Source organism: Methylobacterium sp. E-041, assembly GCF_022829665.1.
Lineage (GTDB): Bacteria > Pseudomonadota > Alphaproteobacteria > Rhizobiales > Beijerinckiaceae > Methylobacterium.
Map to the genome: position 1 here is coordinate 1 of NZ_JAKSYQ010000296.1, position 14,025 is coordinate 14,025.

Here is a 14,025-nt window from a genome sequence, read left to right on the forward strand (position 1 = left end):
GCCTCCTCCAGCGTGGCGAAGATCGGCGCTGAGATACCAACGAGCCGTCCGAAGGCCGCCTCCACGAACCAGCCCGGGCCCACCTCGTGCTCGGGGGTATCAAGGCGCACCAGCACGGCGATCAGCAGGCCGTTTGCCAGGACCAGACGCCCTTCCCGATCCGGGCTGCCCGTGTCAACCAAGATCGGCTGCAGCACGAGCAACGTCTCGACGTTGTCGTGCGCATCCATGACTAACTTTCCCGTAGCTGGTTCAACCACGGCTCGCTCCGGCGTGCGCCCCAACGAGTGTTCTTGAGGTGGAGGTAGTTCGGCGTAAAGCCACTGAACGACTTGAGCTGCTCGACATCATGGATCGTCAGAACCCGCCGTTTGATCGTGATCAGCCCGAGATCACGCAGCTCGCGAAGCGTACGGTGTACGTGAACGGCGGACAACCCCATCGCATCTGCAAGCTCCACCTGCGTAAATGGGAAGGCGTAGCTGTCATTCGTGACCTTCCCAACCGCATCGAGTCGAACCAACATTTCGCAGAGGAAGTGAGCGATACGACGCTCCGGGGCACGACCACCAAGGTTGACCAGCCACTCGCGCAGCACCGCCTCATCGACGAGACCGCACCACCAAAAGGCCCGCGTGATCTGCGGATGGGCCTGGGTAATCTCCTCGATTGCCCGACGCGGGATGTCGACGACATGGCATGCGGAGATCGTAGCAATGTTGTGGTCCATCTGGTCGAGGATGAACACGTTGAGGTCGCAGAAGTCCCCTGGAACCATAAGCGCCATGATCTGGCGTTTACCGCCCGGGAGCACCTTGTAGCGGCAAGCGAGGCCATCAAGGATCAGATGGACGTTCTCGGGTTCGTCGCCTTCTCGGACCAAATCGACCCGTGCAGCGACCTGCCGGATGCGTGGCGCCAAGCCATCCAGGGCCCGGCGATCGTCATCCGATAGGTCCTCGAAGCCTTCCAGCTTCCGGGGCAGTACCTGCTGCATCACACCTCGGGAGGGTTCGACCGCAACGACCCTACGTCGGATTTCCGACATTTCAAATCGTCATTTGATGAGAAATTTGCCTAACGTCCGTGTTTTCCCTAGAAGCCGCGCATCGTTTGCAATCTTTCGGGCGCATTCGGCTGAGGGTTCGTGCCCCCGCCCTTCTCGGGACGGCCCGTGACACAGCTTGAACAGGCCTCGTGCCGCAATCGTTTGCTCGCCGAACTACCACCATCCGACTTCGATCTGCTTCGGGGCCGGCTCGCCCCAAAAAAGCTCGCTGTGGGCGACGTGTTGATCCAGACGGATACCCCAATCACCAGCCTGTATTTTATTGAACGCGGCATCGTCTCGCTGGTTGCGCAAGCCCCCGATGGCGAACAGGCTGAGATTGGGCTCGTTGGCTGCGAGGGCCTCGTCGGGATTCCGCTGCTGCTTGGCTCCGATCAAGCCCCCTATGATGGCCGGGTGCAGAATACAGGTTTGGCCTGGGCATTATCTGCTTCGAGTTTCTACGAGATCCTGCCCCGATCTTCGGCCTTGGGTGAACGGTTACTTCGCTATGTGCAAACTGTCACCGCGCAAATGGCAGGAACAGCACTAGCCAACGCACGCTACGCGCTTGCAGCTCGTCTCGCCCGCTGGCTGCTGATGTGCCACGATCGGGCTGAGGGTAATGACCTGTCGACGACCCACCGCTTCCTTTCGTTGATGCTCGGCGTTAACCGTACCGGCGTCAGCGAGGCGATGGCGGTTCTGGAACGGGCCGGGGTCATCGCAACGAAGCGTGGGACCATCACCATCAAGGACCGCGAGTACCTGCTTGCTCAAGCGGGCGCTTGCTACGGAATGCCGGAAGCCGATTACGATCGGCTTCTCGGGCCTACAACGTCGACCCCAACAGTCTGATCGACCTTTTCAAAGAGCTAGGTCGGGCTGCGTCAAGCGCTGCCGCAATCGACTAATCAAATGATGCAAGATACGCATACCGCACCCCCTTTCGCGCTCAGTAGTCGGCTTCGGCCTCTGGTTGTATGACAAGCAATTCGCCTCTATTTCGAGACCGCATGTCAGCATACGCTAGGCCAAGAGTGCTGCCTGAAGGCAAGATTATATTCCGGGGACGCGGTCAAGGGGGGCTTGACCGGCTTCAAACTGCTACGCAGGGCGTGCCCGCACTGCTCACAGCGGAATGACAGACGGGCGGCAGATATGGGCATCTGCCAGTGGTGCGCCTACGTGCCGTCGTTGCACGATGCGGAGCCCGCCGAGGCGGCCTGAAAAGCAAAAAGGTAACACGCCAAAGCACGCAACGATTTCGCAGTGCAGCACGTTCAGCTGGTATGCCAGGCGTGACCCCAAGAAGGTCAAGGTCGGCTCGACAGCTCTATCCTCGTTCCTCGCGCCCTCGGCTACCCGATCAGCGGCTGACTAGGAGTAACAGGGGAGTATGGGCGATCGGGTGTCAGCCGCTGATTGGCAAGGGCGTTACCTTAATGCCCCCGGTAATCGTATATTTTTGCCGGAACTCACTTGGCGGGCTCGACAAGGTCCATTCTGGAAGGGCCAGAGGACTGCTGTTCCGCTGGCGCCTGAGGATCTTTGCCAGGAGCGTAATTCGTAGCCGCAGAAGGAACAGGCCGGGTCTTGTTTTCCGCAGTCGAGTTACCACCAGGGTCGGCAGCATCCTTCGACGCTGACCCTTCCCGAGGCACCGGGGCTTGGCTCCAACCGTCCTGAGCGCTTCGATTCTTATCCCCCATTGCGTCGATACCCTTGATCTCACCGGGCTTTGTCTGGGCGGACGCTCCTGGCGCTAGCATCAGCACGGCGCAAACGGCCAAACCGGCTCTGCCAATGAATGAGAAGCGAAGCATAATAGAATACCGTTTTTATTGGACTATCTAGCCCAACAGCTCCAGCAAGCCAATGTTCCTGCGGCATATCAGAAGGCCGATTGCGATTTTTATAAACTTAGGATTGTGATGCTATTCGCCATAAATGAACGTTCTTATGGACAAATCACGGAACGGTTCGTCACCGCCGCGCTTGTTCTCTCGGCGAGTCCGGAGGGGTGCGATGAAGGTGTTTCAGGTCAGGCAGCGTGCGACCGGAGCCATCCTTTGGACCGGCTCGGCCACGGATGAGATCGCAGCCCTCGACGCGATGGCGCACGAGGCGGGGTACTATGATCACTCCGACATCCCGCAGACCGTTAGCAGCGGCGGATTGGCCGTCGAGGTGGTGATGATCTAAAGCCATCCCTGTGATCGCTCAGTCGATTTGGATACCCACTACCATCAGACTGTAGGGGCTGTCGTACCGATAGGGAGCGTCTCGACTATGATCGACCCAAAGCGGTCCGAGACCGATCCCGCTGAAACGCCGCCTGGCGAGCGATCCTGCGAAGATCTCCCCGCGCCCGGTAGGTCGCAGGGTTCATTGTCGCCCGGCGCTACGGAGCCCAGTGATATTGAGGCGCCGGGCAATGACGAAGGAGCTACGGGGCACGAGGCCTTCGATAAGGCGCGAGCTGAAACGCAGCAGCGGAAATGAACGCCCACCAAGCGCCGATTGGCCAGCTATGAAGCAGGCATCAACCATTTACGGCATCAGTTCTGACCACCCTACTGACCGCCTCGCATCGCTCTGCCAGGGTTGCTGCTAGCTTGCCGTACGGCTTCGCTAGCCGTTATCGACTGCTTCGCTGACTATCGCCCCTCCCAACCACGCGATCGCCGCCTCCAGCGACCTAAAGCCATGTGTCACGCTTTCAAAAGGAGGCGGTCGTTGATCCGAGGGAACGGCGTCGAGCAGCTCGGCCTGCCACTCGCTTACGCCGCCGCCCGCGGTGATGTTTCGAACGAGGCTACCGACGATTTTCCCATCGAGCGCAAGGTCATAACTACCGGGTGCAAGCCGGTGGAGGGTGTACGTCACCGTTGGTGTTCCTCAAACGCTTGCCGAGCAAAACCGTAGCTACCGCTGATAACGAGACGCTGCGGACCTTCGCCGTCAATAGCTCGTTGATCCTGCGGGCACAGGAGAGGTTGGGGGAAATTGTGAGCTGGCAGGGTATGAAAAGCGCACCTCGGGACGGGCAACGGTTCGTTGCTGGCCTATGGATCGAGAAGGCCCCCGCTCAATTCGAAATGCACATCATCCGCGCCGACATGCGTGGCAAGGGCGTCCACCCGGAAGATGACCGGGGGTGGTCATGGAACGACTACACACACTGGATGCCGCTGCCCATACCTGCCAGATCGGGCACTTCGGATCGTCCTGCGTTAGGCGGAAAGAGTGTAACCCCTCCCATGATGCATCGAGCTTACGGTGTTGGCTGAATATGAGCCCCGGGCCAGCGATCGCCTGGAACGCCGTCGATGATCGCAGCCTTGCCGGCCTCAGACTGGTTCACATAGATCCTGGTCCTCTTCGTCGAACACATGTTCGATCACGCTGTACGGCGGACCTGTGAACCATCCGATCGCTTCAGCCTCCTGTCGGGATACCAGCCGAGTCGTGACCGGCTTGCCAGGCTCTTTGCTGGCGATCGTCGCTTCATCCACCTGGATCGCGAGCACCGTGCGTGTGCCGATGTCGGTGCAGCGGTAGCGCCGGCCGGAACATGTGAACTCTGATCCAATCCTGAAATCTGACAGATTCATCGGCGTCTCCTTCGCCCTTGCATCTATCATGAAGCAGTTTTTGGCTTGCTCGCCACCCGAGGGAGGTGGTGTGACAGGACAAAATAGGGTACTTGTCGATGTGGCATCAGAAACATGGTTCAGGCGCTGTCGCGTGGTCGCGCGTCCGTGGTGGACAGGCTGATCGGCACAAAAACCGCCATTTCATTGTAGAAGCAAACTCGTCTTCACACCCCCGTGACGGCAGCGACACGGTTCAGTAACCAGATTACCACATGCCGATCATGGTGCAGCGGTAAACATCTCCGCTTCTGCAATGAACCGGAGCATGAGCATGGTACTCGCCGACCTCGATAAGCGTGCCGAGCTGACTGTCTGGCCGTCCGGCGCGCCGGCTCAGATTGCACGCGGGCAGGCGTTCTCCACACTGCGCGAAGCCCTTGTGGCTGCGGCCGAAAGCATCCAGGCGCGACGACGCGCAGCCCTGGATCATCACTGAGGACGGCGACATCCTATCGCCACGCTGGATCAGGGCAAACGCCGATCCGCACCGGCTACAGTAGGATGACAAAGCACAGGCCATAAGCCGATGCTGGCGGTTCCTGTTCCCCGCAGCACCGACCTTCACGCGATCACCCGGCCCGAGGCTTCACGGGTACGGTGCAGGGAACTGGCCCTCACCGGCCTGTCATCACGTGCTCTCTGTGCTGAGCTACCTGTCGACGTTCGCGACCGCCGCCGGCGCGCAAGCGTCGAGAGGCCTAGTGTGTAGCAGACCGTCAGCCACTTCGCAGCATGAGGCCCGGTCGTCGCTCAGCTTCAGCTCGCCACGTATCGAGCTCGGCTTGCACCTTGGCCAACTCCGCCTGCACCTTCTCAAGCCGAGCGTGCATCTCCCCAGCATCGACCGCGGTCTCGACCAGGTGTTCTTGTGCCTCAGCGAGCTGGGCTCGTAGCTCGGCGTTCTCTGTTGCGAGCGCCAGGATCAGGGTCGTAGGTTCACCACTCATGGCCATCGCTAACACCGGCTTGGCCATCCGTCTTCGGCTTTTGATGGAACGAAGGCTGGCGCCGTCGTAAACCCACCATCCGCTCGGTTAGACCTATCGATGGTACCGGCCTCGTAGGAACCGAGGGGCAGGAACACAGACGGTTGGGCCGGGTTCGCCATTCAATGGAAACCTACGTCCTCGTTGTCGCCGGGTTCGGTGCCCTGGTCCTACTGACGGCGTGGCTGCCGATGGTGCTAAGAGCGCTACCGCTCTCGCTGCCCATCTGCTGCGTCGGTGTCGGTGCCGTGCTGGCCTTCGTCCCGTTTCTCGCGGGGCTGACGCCACACCCGGGCGAGCACCTCAAGCTGGTCGAGCACGCCACCGAGGCGGTGGTCGTCATTTCCCTGATGGGTGCGGGCCTGAAGATCGACCGACTGATCGGCTGGGAGCGCTGGGCAACGACATGGCGGCTCCTCGGCTTTGCGATGCCACTCACCATCATCACCCTGGCCGCGCTCGCCTCCGCGCTCCTCGGGCTTGGGATTGCCTCCGCCTTGCTGATCGCTGCATCGCTCGCTCCAACAGACCCGGTGCTTGCCTCCGACGTCCAGGTCGGACATCCCTCGGAAGGCAAGGAGGACGAGATGCGCTTCGCCCTCACGTCCGAAGCTGGCCTCAACGATGGCCTCGCCTTCCCCTTCGTCAACCTCGCCATCGCCCTGACCAGCGGCGGCGTCGCCGGACTGTCCCTCTCGCATTGGATTGCCATCGACGTCCTCTGGAAGGTCGCCGTCGGGGCGATCCTAGGGGCTCTTGTCGGTCGGGGTCTTGGCTGGCTGACCTTCCACCTGCCCAACGTCTCGAAGCTGTCGCGCACCGGCGACGGGTTCGTGGCGCTTGGCGTCACCTGCCTCGCCTACGGCATCGTCCAGGCCGTGGACGGATACGGTTTCGTCGGGGTGTTCGCTGCGGCCCTGGCGCTGCGCTCCTCCAGCCGCGGGCACGACTACCATCGCAAGATGCACGATTACGCCGAGGAACTCGAACGCCTCCTGATGATGGTCCTGCTCGTCGGGTTCGGTTTCGCGCTTTCGGGCGGCGGCCTGCTCGCCGGGCTGACGTGGCCTGCTGCAGCATTCGTGGCGTTGGCCCTGCTCATCGTTCGCCCGCTATCGGGGTGGATCGGCTTGGCCGGATCGGGCCTGCCTACCGACGAGAAGGCGGTGATCGCCTTCTTCGGCATCCGCGGGCTCGGGACGGTGTACTACCTTGCCTACGCCTTCGGTCATGCGCCTTTCGAGGCGCCTGACCTGCTCTGGGCCACGGTTGGCCTCGCCGTGCTGGTGTCCATCGTCATGCACGGGATCACCGTCACACCAATTCTCCGCTTCCTCGACCATCGCAGCGGACGCGACACCGAGAGTGGCCAGCTTGAAATCCCCCTGGAGCCGCGGATCCTCTGATCGATAGGTCCTCACGCCTTCGTTCGAGCAAGGCGGGTGTCGAGCAGGTTCCGGAGTGCGGCATTAGTGGGCCGCTGTGTCTCATCGACCAGCACGAACAAGGCTTCAGCGGTAACCACGGCATGCGGTGGCGGATTGCTGTGAGGCTGTCCCTGAGCATCGGCGTACCCGACCGGTGTCCCGTAGTTCGCTTCGAGCACGGTCGAGACCACGTCGGACCATGCCATCCCTTGCAGCGTGACGTCGAAGCGCAGGCACTCGTCGCCCTCGCTGGAGAACAGGCGTTCGACGATCCACTCCGTCCCCGGTGCAACGATGGCGCGGACGATCATCTCCGGGTAGCCGCGTAGCGGCCGGACGATGGCGGAGGCACCCGCTCGCTTCAGTCGATCACGGTTCAGATCGTCCACGCATTCGGCGACGATCCGCGCCGTAATCCCCCGCTCGCGCAGGCGATGAATGATATCGAAGGTACGACTGTCCGAAAGCCGGTCGCCTTCCTGCTCGGCCAGGATGACCAACACCTGTGCATGATCGACGCCCGCGGCCTCCAGCGCGGCAGGATCGTCGAAGCGTCCCTTGAGCTGGACGATGCGCGGGTCGTCTTCGAGGTCCGGCGGCAGACCGTCGGGGAAGGCCTCGGTCAGGATCAGCGAGGATACGTTGGCAAAATTGGCGTGCGAGCGATGCAGCTGGTTGAGGAGACGGCGTAGGTAGTCGCCGGGCTCGTCGGCGGGCGCATTCACGAAGACGATGTGGTCGCGCATATCCCACCTCCACTCGCCTCGGCGCTTGCGCTCGCGCCGCAGGATCCTGAACTCGAAGAAGGCACCGCCTGCCTGGGTGAGCAGGAAGATGCCCGAGAGGTAGATCAGCACGATGGTGGAGGCACGCCCGGCCAAAGTTTTGGCAGACAGATCACCATAGCCGGTGGTGGTGATGGTGGTGAAGGTCAGCCATACCGCCTCACCGAGATCAAGACCCTCGAAGGCTACCATCGCCGCAGCGTGCAGGCCGATGAGGATCAGCAAACCGACGAGTGCGAAGCGGATCCGGTTGCGCAGGTCCCGTACGACGCTGCGGCGGAACCGCAGAGGGCTGGTCTGAGACCGAAGCTGACGCGCCATCAGATTGGCTACCTTCGATCTCGCACCAACAGTCCGATCTCAACCCGTTGTTCGCCAAATCGACCGCCGCGAGTTGGCTTCGGATAGCTCATGCTCGGCAACGTCCTTGTTGCATGCCCGGTGAGGCTATGACAGCAATGTCACCCTCTACCATTCGACAGCCCTTATGCGGCCTCCAACCCTCTGAATTCACAGGGTAGGAAACAGGAGTATTCGTGCCGCTCACGGATTTACGCCCTCCCTCTTTAGAGGAAGAGGGTAGCGTTTCGTTACCCCCTTTGCGGGCGAGCCGTAGCCAAGCGGTCCATTCCCGCGACACGATGCAAACGATGTTGATGTCGTTGCGGAAGCGGGCGAGGCGTCGTTCCTCAACGGTCACGAAGCCGAGCACCATGGCTTGTCAGATCGCGTTGCGGACGGTCGCACGGCTCACACCCGCTAATGCGGCTAGGTGATCCAGGGCTAGACGGCAGTCCCCCCGCTTCACGACCTCCACCGTGATAACAGCCAGCACCGCCTGCTCCGCCAGGGTAAACTAAGCAGCGATAGCCGGTGGAAGCCTCCCAGAGGCTGCCCAGCGGCGACGGCGGGCCATCGAGGCATCCGTTGCGCGGTCGGGAGCCTACGGCCTTCCTGGGGGTATCTGTGGAACGCTGGTGCAACTCCGTGGGACGCTCGGTCAATTGCCGGGCTTCGATTAGCCCGGACAACGCCTCAGCCTCAGCCTCCGACAGGTGTCCCTCTCCGAACGCTTTCCACAGCGCGGATGCGACGGCCGGCAACGCGGCGCGCGGAGCTGTCTCCGCCTGTCGGCGGATCTCATAGGTATAGTTCATGGTTCACGGTCCCTCACGGGCCGCGGCAGGGTCCAGGCAAAGCCTTCCCGTTGACGGAAACACGTTCCGTCTTGACGCCCGAGGGAGGTCATGGCTTGTGGGGGGTATTCACTCCAGCCTCACCAGGCCCCAAGTATTCAGCAGCCTCTTCCTTGCCGGGAAGGGGCTGTTGGCTTTTCAGGGTCTATCTCGCGGCGATCTCTCCTAATGCCGGTTCACGACTCGCCACAGGGCGCGCCATAGCCGGACTTGGCATGTCGGCCGGCAGGCACGGTTAAGTCAACGTCGGGAATGTCAGACGGCGGGGTTGTAGTCCCTGACGCGATGCGCTTCCCGCGCCACCATGATCCGATCCGAACTGGTCCAGCGCCTCGCCGACGCGAACCTGCAACTCTACGCGAGGGATTGCGAGAAGGTGGTCGATGCCATCCTAGGCCGGATCGCGGACGCCATCGCGGCCGGCGATCGTGTCGAGCTGCGCGGGTTCGGGGCCTTCAGCATCGTGGAGGCGCGAGCGCGAATAGGGCGCACTCCGCGGTCCGGGGCCCCCGTTGCCGTCGAGGCCAAGGCCAAGTTGTGCTTCAAGGCCGGCAAGGACATGCGGGACCGGTTGAACCCGGCAGTGTCTACGTGATGCATAGGTCGGTGATTCGCAAATTGAGGCTGAACCAACCTGGGGTGGCGCGATTGATGGGGGCATGGGACCCATCGTCGTTATCGCTGCCTCCGCTGGGGGCCTTACCCCAATCAAACAGATCGTGGCCGCGCTACCGGCATCCTGCTCGGCATCGGTTTTCATCGTCTGGCACACCGGCAACCGTCCCAGCATCCTGCCGGAAATCTTGAACATGACGAGCCACCTGCCCATCGGACACGGGGAGGATGGCGAGCTTATCCAGGCTGGCCGCGTCTACGTCGCCCCTCCCGACAAGCACATGCGGTTGGGCTTTGGTTCGATCTGGCTGGATCAGGGGAGCAAGGTGAACTTCACCCGTCCAGCCGCCGATCCCTTGTTCATCTCAGCCGCCGAGGACTACAGCGAGCGCGTCATCGGTATCGTGCTCAGCGGCTACAACGGCGACGGGGCGGATGGTCTCGCCAGGGTTAAGGCTCGCGGTGGTTTGGCTCTCGTCCAGAAGCCCCAGGAGGCCGAGCAGCCCTCGATGCCCTGGGCAGCGCTCATGGCTGATCATCCTGACGCCAGCCTGCCGGTCGCAGAGATCGCCGCTCGCGTGGCGGCGTTGGCGCAGGGATGAAGCAGCGCAACTGCTTCAATGATCCGCCGCCTTATAGGCTCCCGCAATTAGGTAATTCGCTCAATGGGCGGTAGCCCATAGTGCATCGGTGGCTGGCAGTCCCAGGCGCTACCGACAGAGAGCCAGCAAGCTCCCGCCTCGTCCAAAGGCGGCTTCATGGCGGATCTCTCGAACGGCCCCGGCAATCTTGCCGAGATGAACTTGCCACCCTGTTTTCGCGCATTCTTAATCGACGCGGCAGGAAACATCGCCCGGCTCGTCAGTCTGGTGGCGAACGACGACCTAGAGGCTTCAGACTTGGCTCAGGCAATGGCCGCTGGTCATGCGGTCGATCTCTGGGATGGTGTCCGCTTCATCGGCCATATCGATATGCTCTCAGACGCATATTAGCTCATAGGCATCTCTGATTGGCCGTGAGCGGGCGATCCTTGTGCTACCCTCCGCGGATGAAGGCCAAGAGCGTCACGCCCTGGTTCGTCGCCGTTGGTGCTTCAGGCGCCGAGGGCCTTTCCGACATCAAGGCCCTACTCCAGACGTTGCTGCCTTCCCTGGCGGCTGTTGTCCTGATCGTCCTCCATAGGCCGTGGGACCGGCTCAGCCATCTCCGCGAGGTGCTGGCGCGCGGATCGAACCTGCCGATCGTCATTGCGGCGCAGGGCGAGCGCTTCGAGCCGGGGGTGGCCTATATCGGCGAACCGGCCGATCATCTCACACTCGCGGCCAGGAGCTTCGGCGAGATCGTAGACGATCCGCATCGCCTGCACGGCAACCGCACGGTGGACCTGCTCTTCTGTTCGGTCGCTGCACATGGCGGGCACAGGATGATCGGCGTGATCCTATCCGGCTCCCTGGATGACGGCTCACGCGGTCTCGCCGCCATCCACGCCGCGGGTGGCTTGACGATGGTGTTGACGCCGAACGACCAGCCGGGACCCGGCATGCCGGAGAACGCGATCGCTTACGACGGTCCAATCGACGTGATCGGCAGCCTCCACGACATCGCAGCTGCCATCGAGAAAGCGGTCCGACACGAATGACTGTAGGAGCAGGCCCGTCCCCCGATCTGATCACGGGGCGACGGGTGCTTCGTCCATCTCACCAGCGAACCGGTCCTGAGCCCGGCTTGCGAGCACCGTGCCTGCCGTCGGTTATCCTGGGTTTCTCACGCCGCGGCCAGCCATTGCATAAGGTTCGCCGCCGCGCTCCGGCTCAGACCGAACCGCCCCTGCAACACGTTCACGATCTGCGGGCGGCTGACGCCAACCTGCCTCGCCAACGCCCCCTGGGTCATAGTCCGAACGCGCAACGCCTCTCGGACGGCTCGGGCAAGCTCGGGTGGTAGGGGACCGCCTTCGTAGGCAATGAGGGGCGCCCCAACCTGTCGCCACTCGCCCAGCCCGTCGAGCATGTCGCGTTGCTCGGAAACTCCGGCCATCGGTAGCGGCAGCGGGACGGCTCGACCGGGCGGGACCGCCCTCGTCCTGGCTCCGGGCGTAGGCCCGTCAGCGCCGACGCTGTGTCTCGGGCGGGCGGTTCTCGCTGGACCCGGAAGCGGTCGGATCTCTTGGTGCACTGGTCCGTGGCAGCTATACGGTACTTCGTACCGGCTGAACACGAATTAGTGCCACGACCGATTTTAAGCTCCGCTTGACGGTTTCGGTAGAACTTCCGGCGGCTGATACTGAGGGCCTCCCAAGGTTTTGTCTGAGCGTCGGACTGCTCACGGGCGGTCGCGCCAGCCGCTTGTCTACGGGCCTTCTTGGCGGCGGTCTTCTGCGCTCGCTGGTAGGCCGCGAACGTTTTGGCCGTCATTCCTCGCGGCCGGGCCTTCGTGATCCCTAGCGCCTCGCGTTCGGCCTTGGTGAGGTGCAACTGGTCGCCGAGATCCTGTGGCCCCCAATAGAGCCGACCCCGCGCATTGCGCTCTCGGGCCTCGTCCAGGCCGAACCAGATTTTTGCCTCAGTGAGACGCGGCGTCGCCACGCGCACCCATGACCGACGCCACGGGGCCTCCGTACAGCCTCGCGGATGCCTGCGTCGAGCAGGTCCGTCGTCGGCAGGCTTGGGATGCAACCCCCGGCGGCCTCAGCGAGGAGGAGGGGGGACGCCGAGCAGGATCGCCTCGATGCCACGTTCGAACGGGCGATCCATGAGCCGTCCGCCGGGCTCCGCGACCTTGCCGGCAACGCTTGTCTCTCGCTCGAAGATCTCGACAGGTTCTATCCCGCCAAGAGCCACGCTACCTCCGACTTCCGGCTCCTGCGCGTCATCCTGCGGGAGGCGATCACGATGGGCGGGCTGGTTTATCCGGGGGCGCTCCCGGAGCAGAATGCTGCGCCGAACGCTGTCGAGCACAGGGAGGGCGCGGACGCGAAGGATATGCCGGCAACCATCGAAAGCTCCGCGGCCGAGGAGTTCGAAGCCTACACCCTCGAAGAGCCGGTCCAGTCCCCACGCTAATGGTCGGAGGCGTTCGGCGAGCACGCCTTAGCGATGCACGTCGGCGACCACATGCTGCGGATGTCGAAGGCCGAGGCGGTCTTCTTCATTGAGGAGATCGCGGAGAAAGACGGCGACGCGCCGGCCGTGCTTCTTAGTGCGGTCGACATAGCAAGAACGAGCTTCGAGGGGTGGGTAAATCTGCTCGGCGTCATGACCAGCCGCTTCCTGGTCGCCGCCTCCACGGCGGCTCTCGCCGGCCGGGCAACCTCTGCGAACTCCGCGGAGACCTGACCGATGGGTGATGTCCTGACCTTCCGGCCGCGCACCCCTTAGGCGCAAACCCCGCCGGCCCCCTCGCCGGCCGAGACCCGGCGCATGATCGAGGAAGCGGCGCAGACCGCCTTGGACACCGCGGATAGCTTGCTCGCCATCCTCGACCGTATGGATGGGGATGCGGATGCCGAGGATGGCGACGACGCGGAGTCCTCGCTTGCGGCTCCCGGGAACCACCACGGTAGTCAGGTCGTATGCCTGCGTCGAAACGACAAGGACCGGGAGACCGAGGCGCTGGAGACCGGGTTGCCGGTCGTGATCGTCAGCCCGGTTCCGCGGTTTCGCCCCGTAGACCTCGCGCCCGAGCTGATGGCCTGGGGCGGGCATGGCAACGTCGTGGCAGCGGCCGGCGCAATGCTTCTCGACATGGTGGCGGAAGGTGGGCGCTGATGCCTACTGCCCTCACTCTCAATGCAGCAGACACCACAAAGCGGAGAGGCGCCTCGGCCTACATGCCCAAGCTCACAGCGGGTTCACAGGTAGGCATGCGGCATTTCTGACCGAGCCTATCAATTGAGCGTATGCGTCTTGAGCCACTTGATAAGCTTCTCTCCGGTTCATCCCGTGGACCAATCCCAAGGACTCTGGCGCGCCCTAACCCGGCGCGCCTTTTTCGTTGTAAGTATCTGAAAACAATCAAATTTAGGCGAAAGCCATTAAGATTTCTTTAACCTCTTATCCGAGCAGCCGACGCGGTCCCTCGCGCGCTCTCGAGGGTGGAGAGACGTGATGTTGAATAAATCAGAGTCCGTCCGATAAGTCATGACGCTCGGCCGAGCCTTCGGACGAGGATCATGACGGCGGCGGCGTAGAGGAAGGCTTGGGCCGAGGCGAGGGTCGCCTCCGGGTCTTTCCAAAGGCGGCGGTTGCGGCTGATCCAGCCGAAGAAGCGTTCGACCACCCATCGGCGCGGGTGCACGGCAAAGCCGACC

18 protein-coding genes are annotated in these 14,025 nt (G+C 62.7%); 11 read left to right on the top strand and 7 right to left on the bottom strand.

What is annotated here, in order from left to right:
• Both MKK70_RS27955 and MKK70_RS27960 read right to left on the bottom strand, forming a co-directional pair.
• On the bottom strand, positions 1 to 230 hold a 230-nt coding region (locus MKK70_RS27955), incomplete at its 3' end, for a hypothetical protein (RefSeq protein ID WP_243951234.1).
• A 2-nt stretch (positions 231 to 232) separates the two neighbouring features.
• Positions 233 to 997: a Crp/Fnr family transcriptional regulator gene (locus tag MKK70_RS27960; protein ID WP_243951235.1), complete on the bottom strand. Its 765-nt coding sequence runs from the start codon at positions 995 to 997 to the stop codon at positions 233 to 235.
• A gap of 177 nt (positions 998 to 1,174) precedes the next feature.
• Here MKK70_RS27960 and MKK70_RS27965 point away from each other — a divergent pair, with 177 nt between their 5' ends.
• Together MKK70_RS27965 and MKK70_RS27970 are read left to right on the top strand one after the other, a co-directional pair.
• Positions 1,175 to 1,906 (top strand): Crp/Fnr family transcriptional regulator, encoded by a 732-nt coding sequence (locus tag MKK70_RS27965; RefSeq protein ID WP_243951237.1) that lies wholly within the window; start codon positions 1,175 to 1,177, stop codon positions 1,904 to 1,906.
• Between the two features lie 1,170 nt (positions 1,907 to 3,076).
• A complete protein-coding gene (locus MKK70_RS27970) occupies positions 3,077 to 3,253 on the top strand; it encodes a hypothetical protein (protein WP_243936182.1) in 177 nt (58 codons plus the stop codon).
• A 429-nt stretch (positions 3,254 to 3,682) separates the two neighbouring features.
• On the opposite strand, the gene MKK70_RS27975 is transcribed toward MKK70_RS27970, so the two are convergent.
• The gene (locus MKK70_RS27975) at positions 3,683 to 3,937 is read right to left on the bottom strand and encodes a hypothetical protein (protein ID WP_243951239.1); all 255 of its coding nucleotides are present in this window, start codon (positions 3,935 to 3,937) and stop codon (positions 3,683 to 3,685) included.
• 464 nt (positions 3,938 to 4,401) lie between these two features.
• Positions 4,402 to 4,665 (bottom strand): hypothetical protein, encoded by a 264-nt coding sequence (locus MKK70_RS27980; protein WP_243936180.1) that lies wholly within the window; start codon positions 4,663 to 4,665, stop codon positions 4,402 to 4,404.
• Positions 4,666 to 4,978: 313 nt separating this feature from the next.
• Between MKK70_RS27980 and MKK70_RS27985 the strand changes: the two genes are divergently transcribed.
• A complete protein-coding gene (locus tag MKK70_RS27985) occupies positions 4,979 to 5,143 on the top strand; it encodes a hypothetical protein (protein ID WP_313898919.1) in 165 nt (54 codons plus the stop codon).
• Between the two features lie 280 nt (positions 5,144 to 5,423).
• Here the strand turns inward: MKK70_RS27985 and MKK70_RS27990 are convergent, their stop codons facing one another.
• Positions 5,424 to 5,681, bottom strand: coding sequence for a hypothetical protein (locus MKK70_RS27990; protein WP_243951241.1), 258 nt, complete (start codon positions 5,679 to 5,681; stop codon positions 5,424 to 5,426).
• 137 nt (positions 5,682 to 5,818) lie between these two features.
• Between MKK70_RS27990 and MKK70_RS27995 the strand changes: the two genes are divergently transcribed.
• Entirely contained in the window at positions 5,819 to 7,099 is a 1,281-nt protein-coding gene (locus MKK70_RS27995; protein ID WP_243951243.1) for a cation:proton antiporter, read from the top strand.
• 11 nt (positions 7,100 to 7,110) lie between these two features.
• Here MKK70_RS27995 and MKK70_RS28000 read toward each other — a convergent pair whose 3' ends face one another.
• The gene (locus MKK70_RS28000) at positions 7,111 to 8,226 is read right to left on the bottom strand and encodes a potassium channel family protein (protein ID WP_243932054.1); all 1,116 of its coding nucleotides are present in this window, start codon (positions 8,224 to 8,226) and stop codon (positions 7,111 to 7,113) included.
• A 1,179-nt stretch (positions 8,227 to 9,405) separates the two neighbouring features.
• Here MKK70_RS28000 and MKK70_RS28010 point away from each other — a divergent pair.
• The 7 genes from MKK70_RS28010 (at position 9,406) to MKK70_RS28040 (ending at position 13,483) form a co-directional block, all read left to right on the top strand.
• Positions 9,406 to 9,696: an HU family DNA-binding protein gene (locus MKK70_RS28010; RefSeq protein ID WP_243932055.1), complete on the top strand. Its 291-nt coding sequence runs from the start codon at positions 9,406 to 9,408 to the stop codon at positions 9,694 to 9,696.
• Between the two features lie 64 nt (positions 9,697 to 9,760).
• On the top strand, positions 9,761 to 10,318 hold the full coding sequence (locus MKK70_RS28015; protein WP_243932056.1) for a chemotaxis protein CheB: 558 nt from the start codon (positions 9,761 to 9,763) through the stop codon (positions 10,316 to 10,318).
• 156 nt (positions 10,319 to 10,474) lie between these two features.
• On the top strand, positions 10,475 to 10,708 hold the full coding sequence (locus MKK70_RS28020) for a hypothetical protein (RefSeq protein WP_243951245.1): 234 nt from the start codon (positions 10,475 to 10,477) through the stop codon (positions 10,706 to 10,708).
• 56 nt (positions 10,709 to 10,764) lie between these two features.
• Positions 10,765 to 11,355, top strand: a complete 591-nt coding sequence (locus tag MKK70_RS28025) for a chemotaxis protein CheB (RefSeq protein WP_243932058.1) — start codon at positions 10,765 to 10,767, stop codon at positions 11,353 to 11,355.
• Positions 11,356 to 12,346: 991 nt separating this feature from the next.
• Entirely contained in the window at positions 12,347 to 12,778 is a 432-nt protein-coding gene (locus MKK70_RS28030) for a hypothetical protein (RefSeq protein WP_243951247.1), read from the top strand.
• 33 nt (positions 12,779 to 12,811) lie between these two features.
• The gene (locus MKK70_RS28035) at positions 12,812 to 13,051 is read left to right on the top strand and encodes a hypothetical protein (protein WP_243951249.1); all 240 of its coding nucleotides are present in this window, start codon (positions 12,812 to 12,814) and stop codon (positions 13,049 to 13,051) included.
• An 84-nt stretch (positions 13,052 to 13,135) separates the two neighbouring features.
• Positions 13,136 to 13,483, top strand: a complete 348-nt coding sequence (locus MKK70_RS28040) for a hypothetical protein (RefSeq protein ID WP_243951251.1) — start codon at positions 13,136 to 13,138, stop codon at positions 13,481 to 13,483.
• Positions 13,484 to 13,853: 370 nt separating this feature from the next.
• Here the strand turns inward: MKK70_RS28040 and MKK70_RS28045 are convergent.
• The coding region (locus tag MKK70_RS28045) for a transposase (protein WP_243945263.1) at positions 13,854 to 14,025 on the bottom strand (172 nt) is incomplete at its 5' end.

Coding starts and splice junctions, on each gene's coding strand:
- MKK70_RS27960 (WP_243951235.1), bottom strand. CDS start 997: ATGCAGCAGGTACTGCCCCGGAAGCTGGAAGGCTTCGAGGACCTATCG.
- MKK70_RS27970 (WP_243936182.1), top strand. CDS start 3,077: ATGAAGGTGTTTCAGGTCAGGCAGCGTGCGACCGGAGCCATCCTTTGG.
- MKK70_RS27980 (WP_243936180.1), bottom strand. CDS start 4,665: ATGAATCTGTCAGATTTCAGGATTGGATCAGAGTTCACATGTTCCGGC.
- MKK70_RS27985 (WP_313898919.1), top strand. CDS start 4,979: ATGGTACTCGCCGACCTCGATAAGCGTGCCGAGCTGACTGTCTGGCCG.
- MKK70_RS27990 (WP_243951241.1), bottom strand. CDS start 5,681: ATGGCCAAGCCGGTGTTAGCGATGGCCATGAGTGGTGAACCTACGACC.
- MKK70_RS27995 (WP_243951243.1), top strand. CDS start 5,819: ATGGAAACCTACGTCCTCGTTGTCGCCGGGTTCGGTGCCCTGGTCCTA.
- MKK70_RS28000 (WP_243932054.1), bottom strand. CDS start 8,226: ATGGCGCGTCAGCTTCGGTCTCAGACCAGCCCTCTGCGGTTCCGCCGC.
- MKK70_RS28010 (WP_243932055.1), top strand. CDS start 9,406: ATGATCCGATCCGAACTGGTCCAGCGCCTCGCCGACGCGAACCTGCAA.
- MKK70_RS28015 (WP_243932056.1), top strand. CDS start 9,761: ATGGGACCCATCGTCGTTATCGCTGCCTCCGCTGGGGGCCTTACCCCA.
- MKK70_RS28020 (WP_243951245.1), top strand. CDS start 10,475: ATGGCGGATCTCTCGAACGGCCCCGGCAATCTTGCCGAGATGAACTTG.
- MKK70_RS28025 (WP_243932058.1), top strand. CDS start 10,765: ATGAAGGCCAAGAGCGTCACGCCCTGGTTCGTCGCCGTTGGTGCTTCA.
- MKK70_RS28030 (WP_243951247.1), top strand. CDS start 12,347: ATGCCTGCGTCGAGCAGGTCCGTCGTCGGCAGGCTTGGGATGCAACCC.
- MKK70_RS28035 (WP_243951249.1), top strand. CDS start 12,812: ATGCACGTCGGCGACCACATGCTGCGGATGTCGAAGGCCGAGGCGGTC.
- MKK70_RS28040 (WP_243951251.1), top strand. CDS start 13,136: ATGATCGAGGAAGCGGCGCAGACCGCCTTGGACACCGCGGATAGCTTG.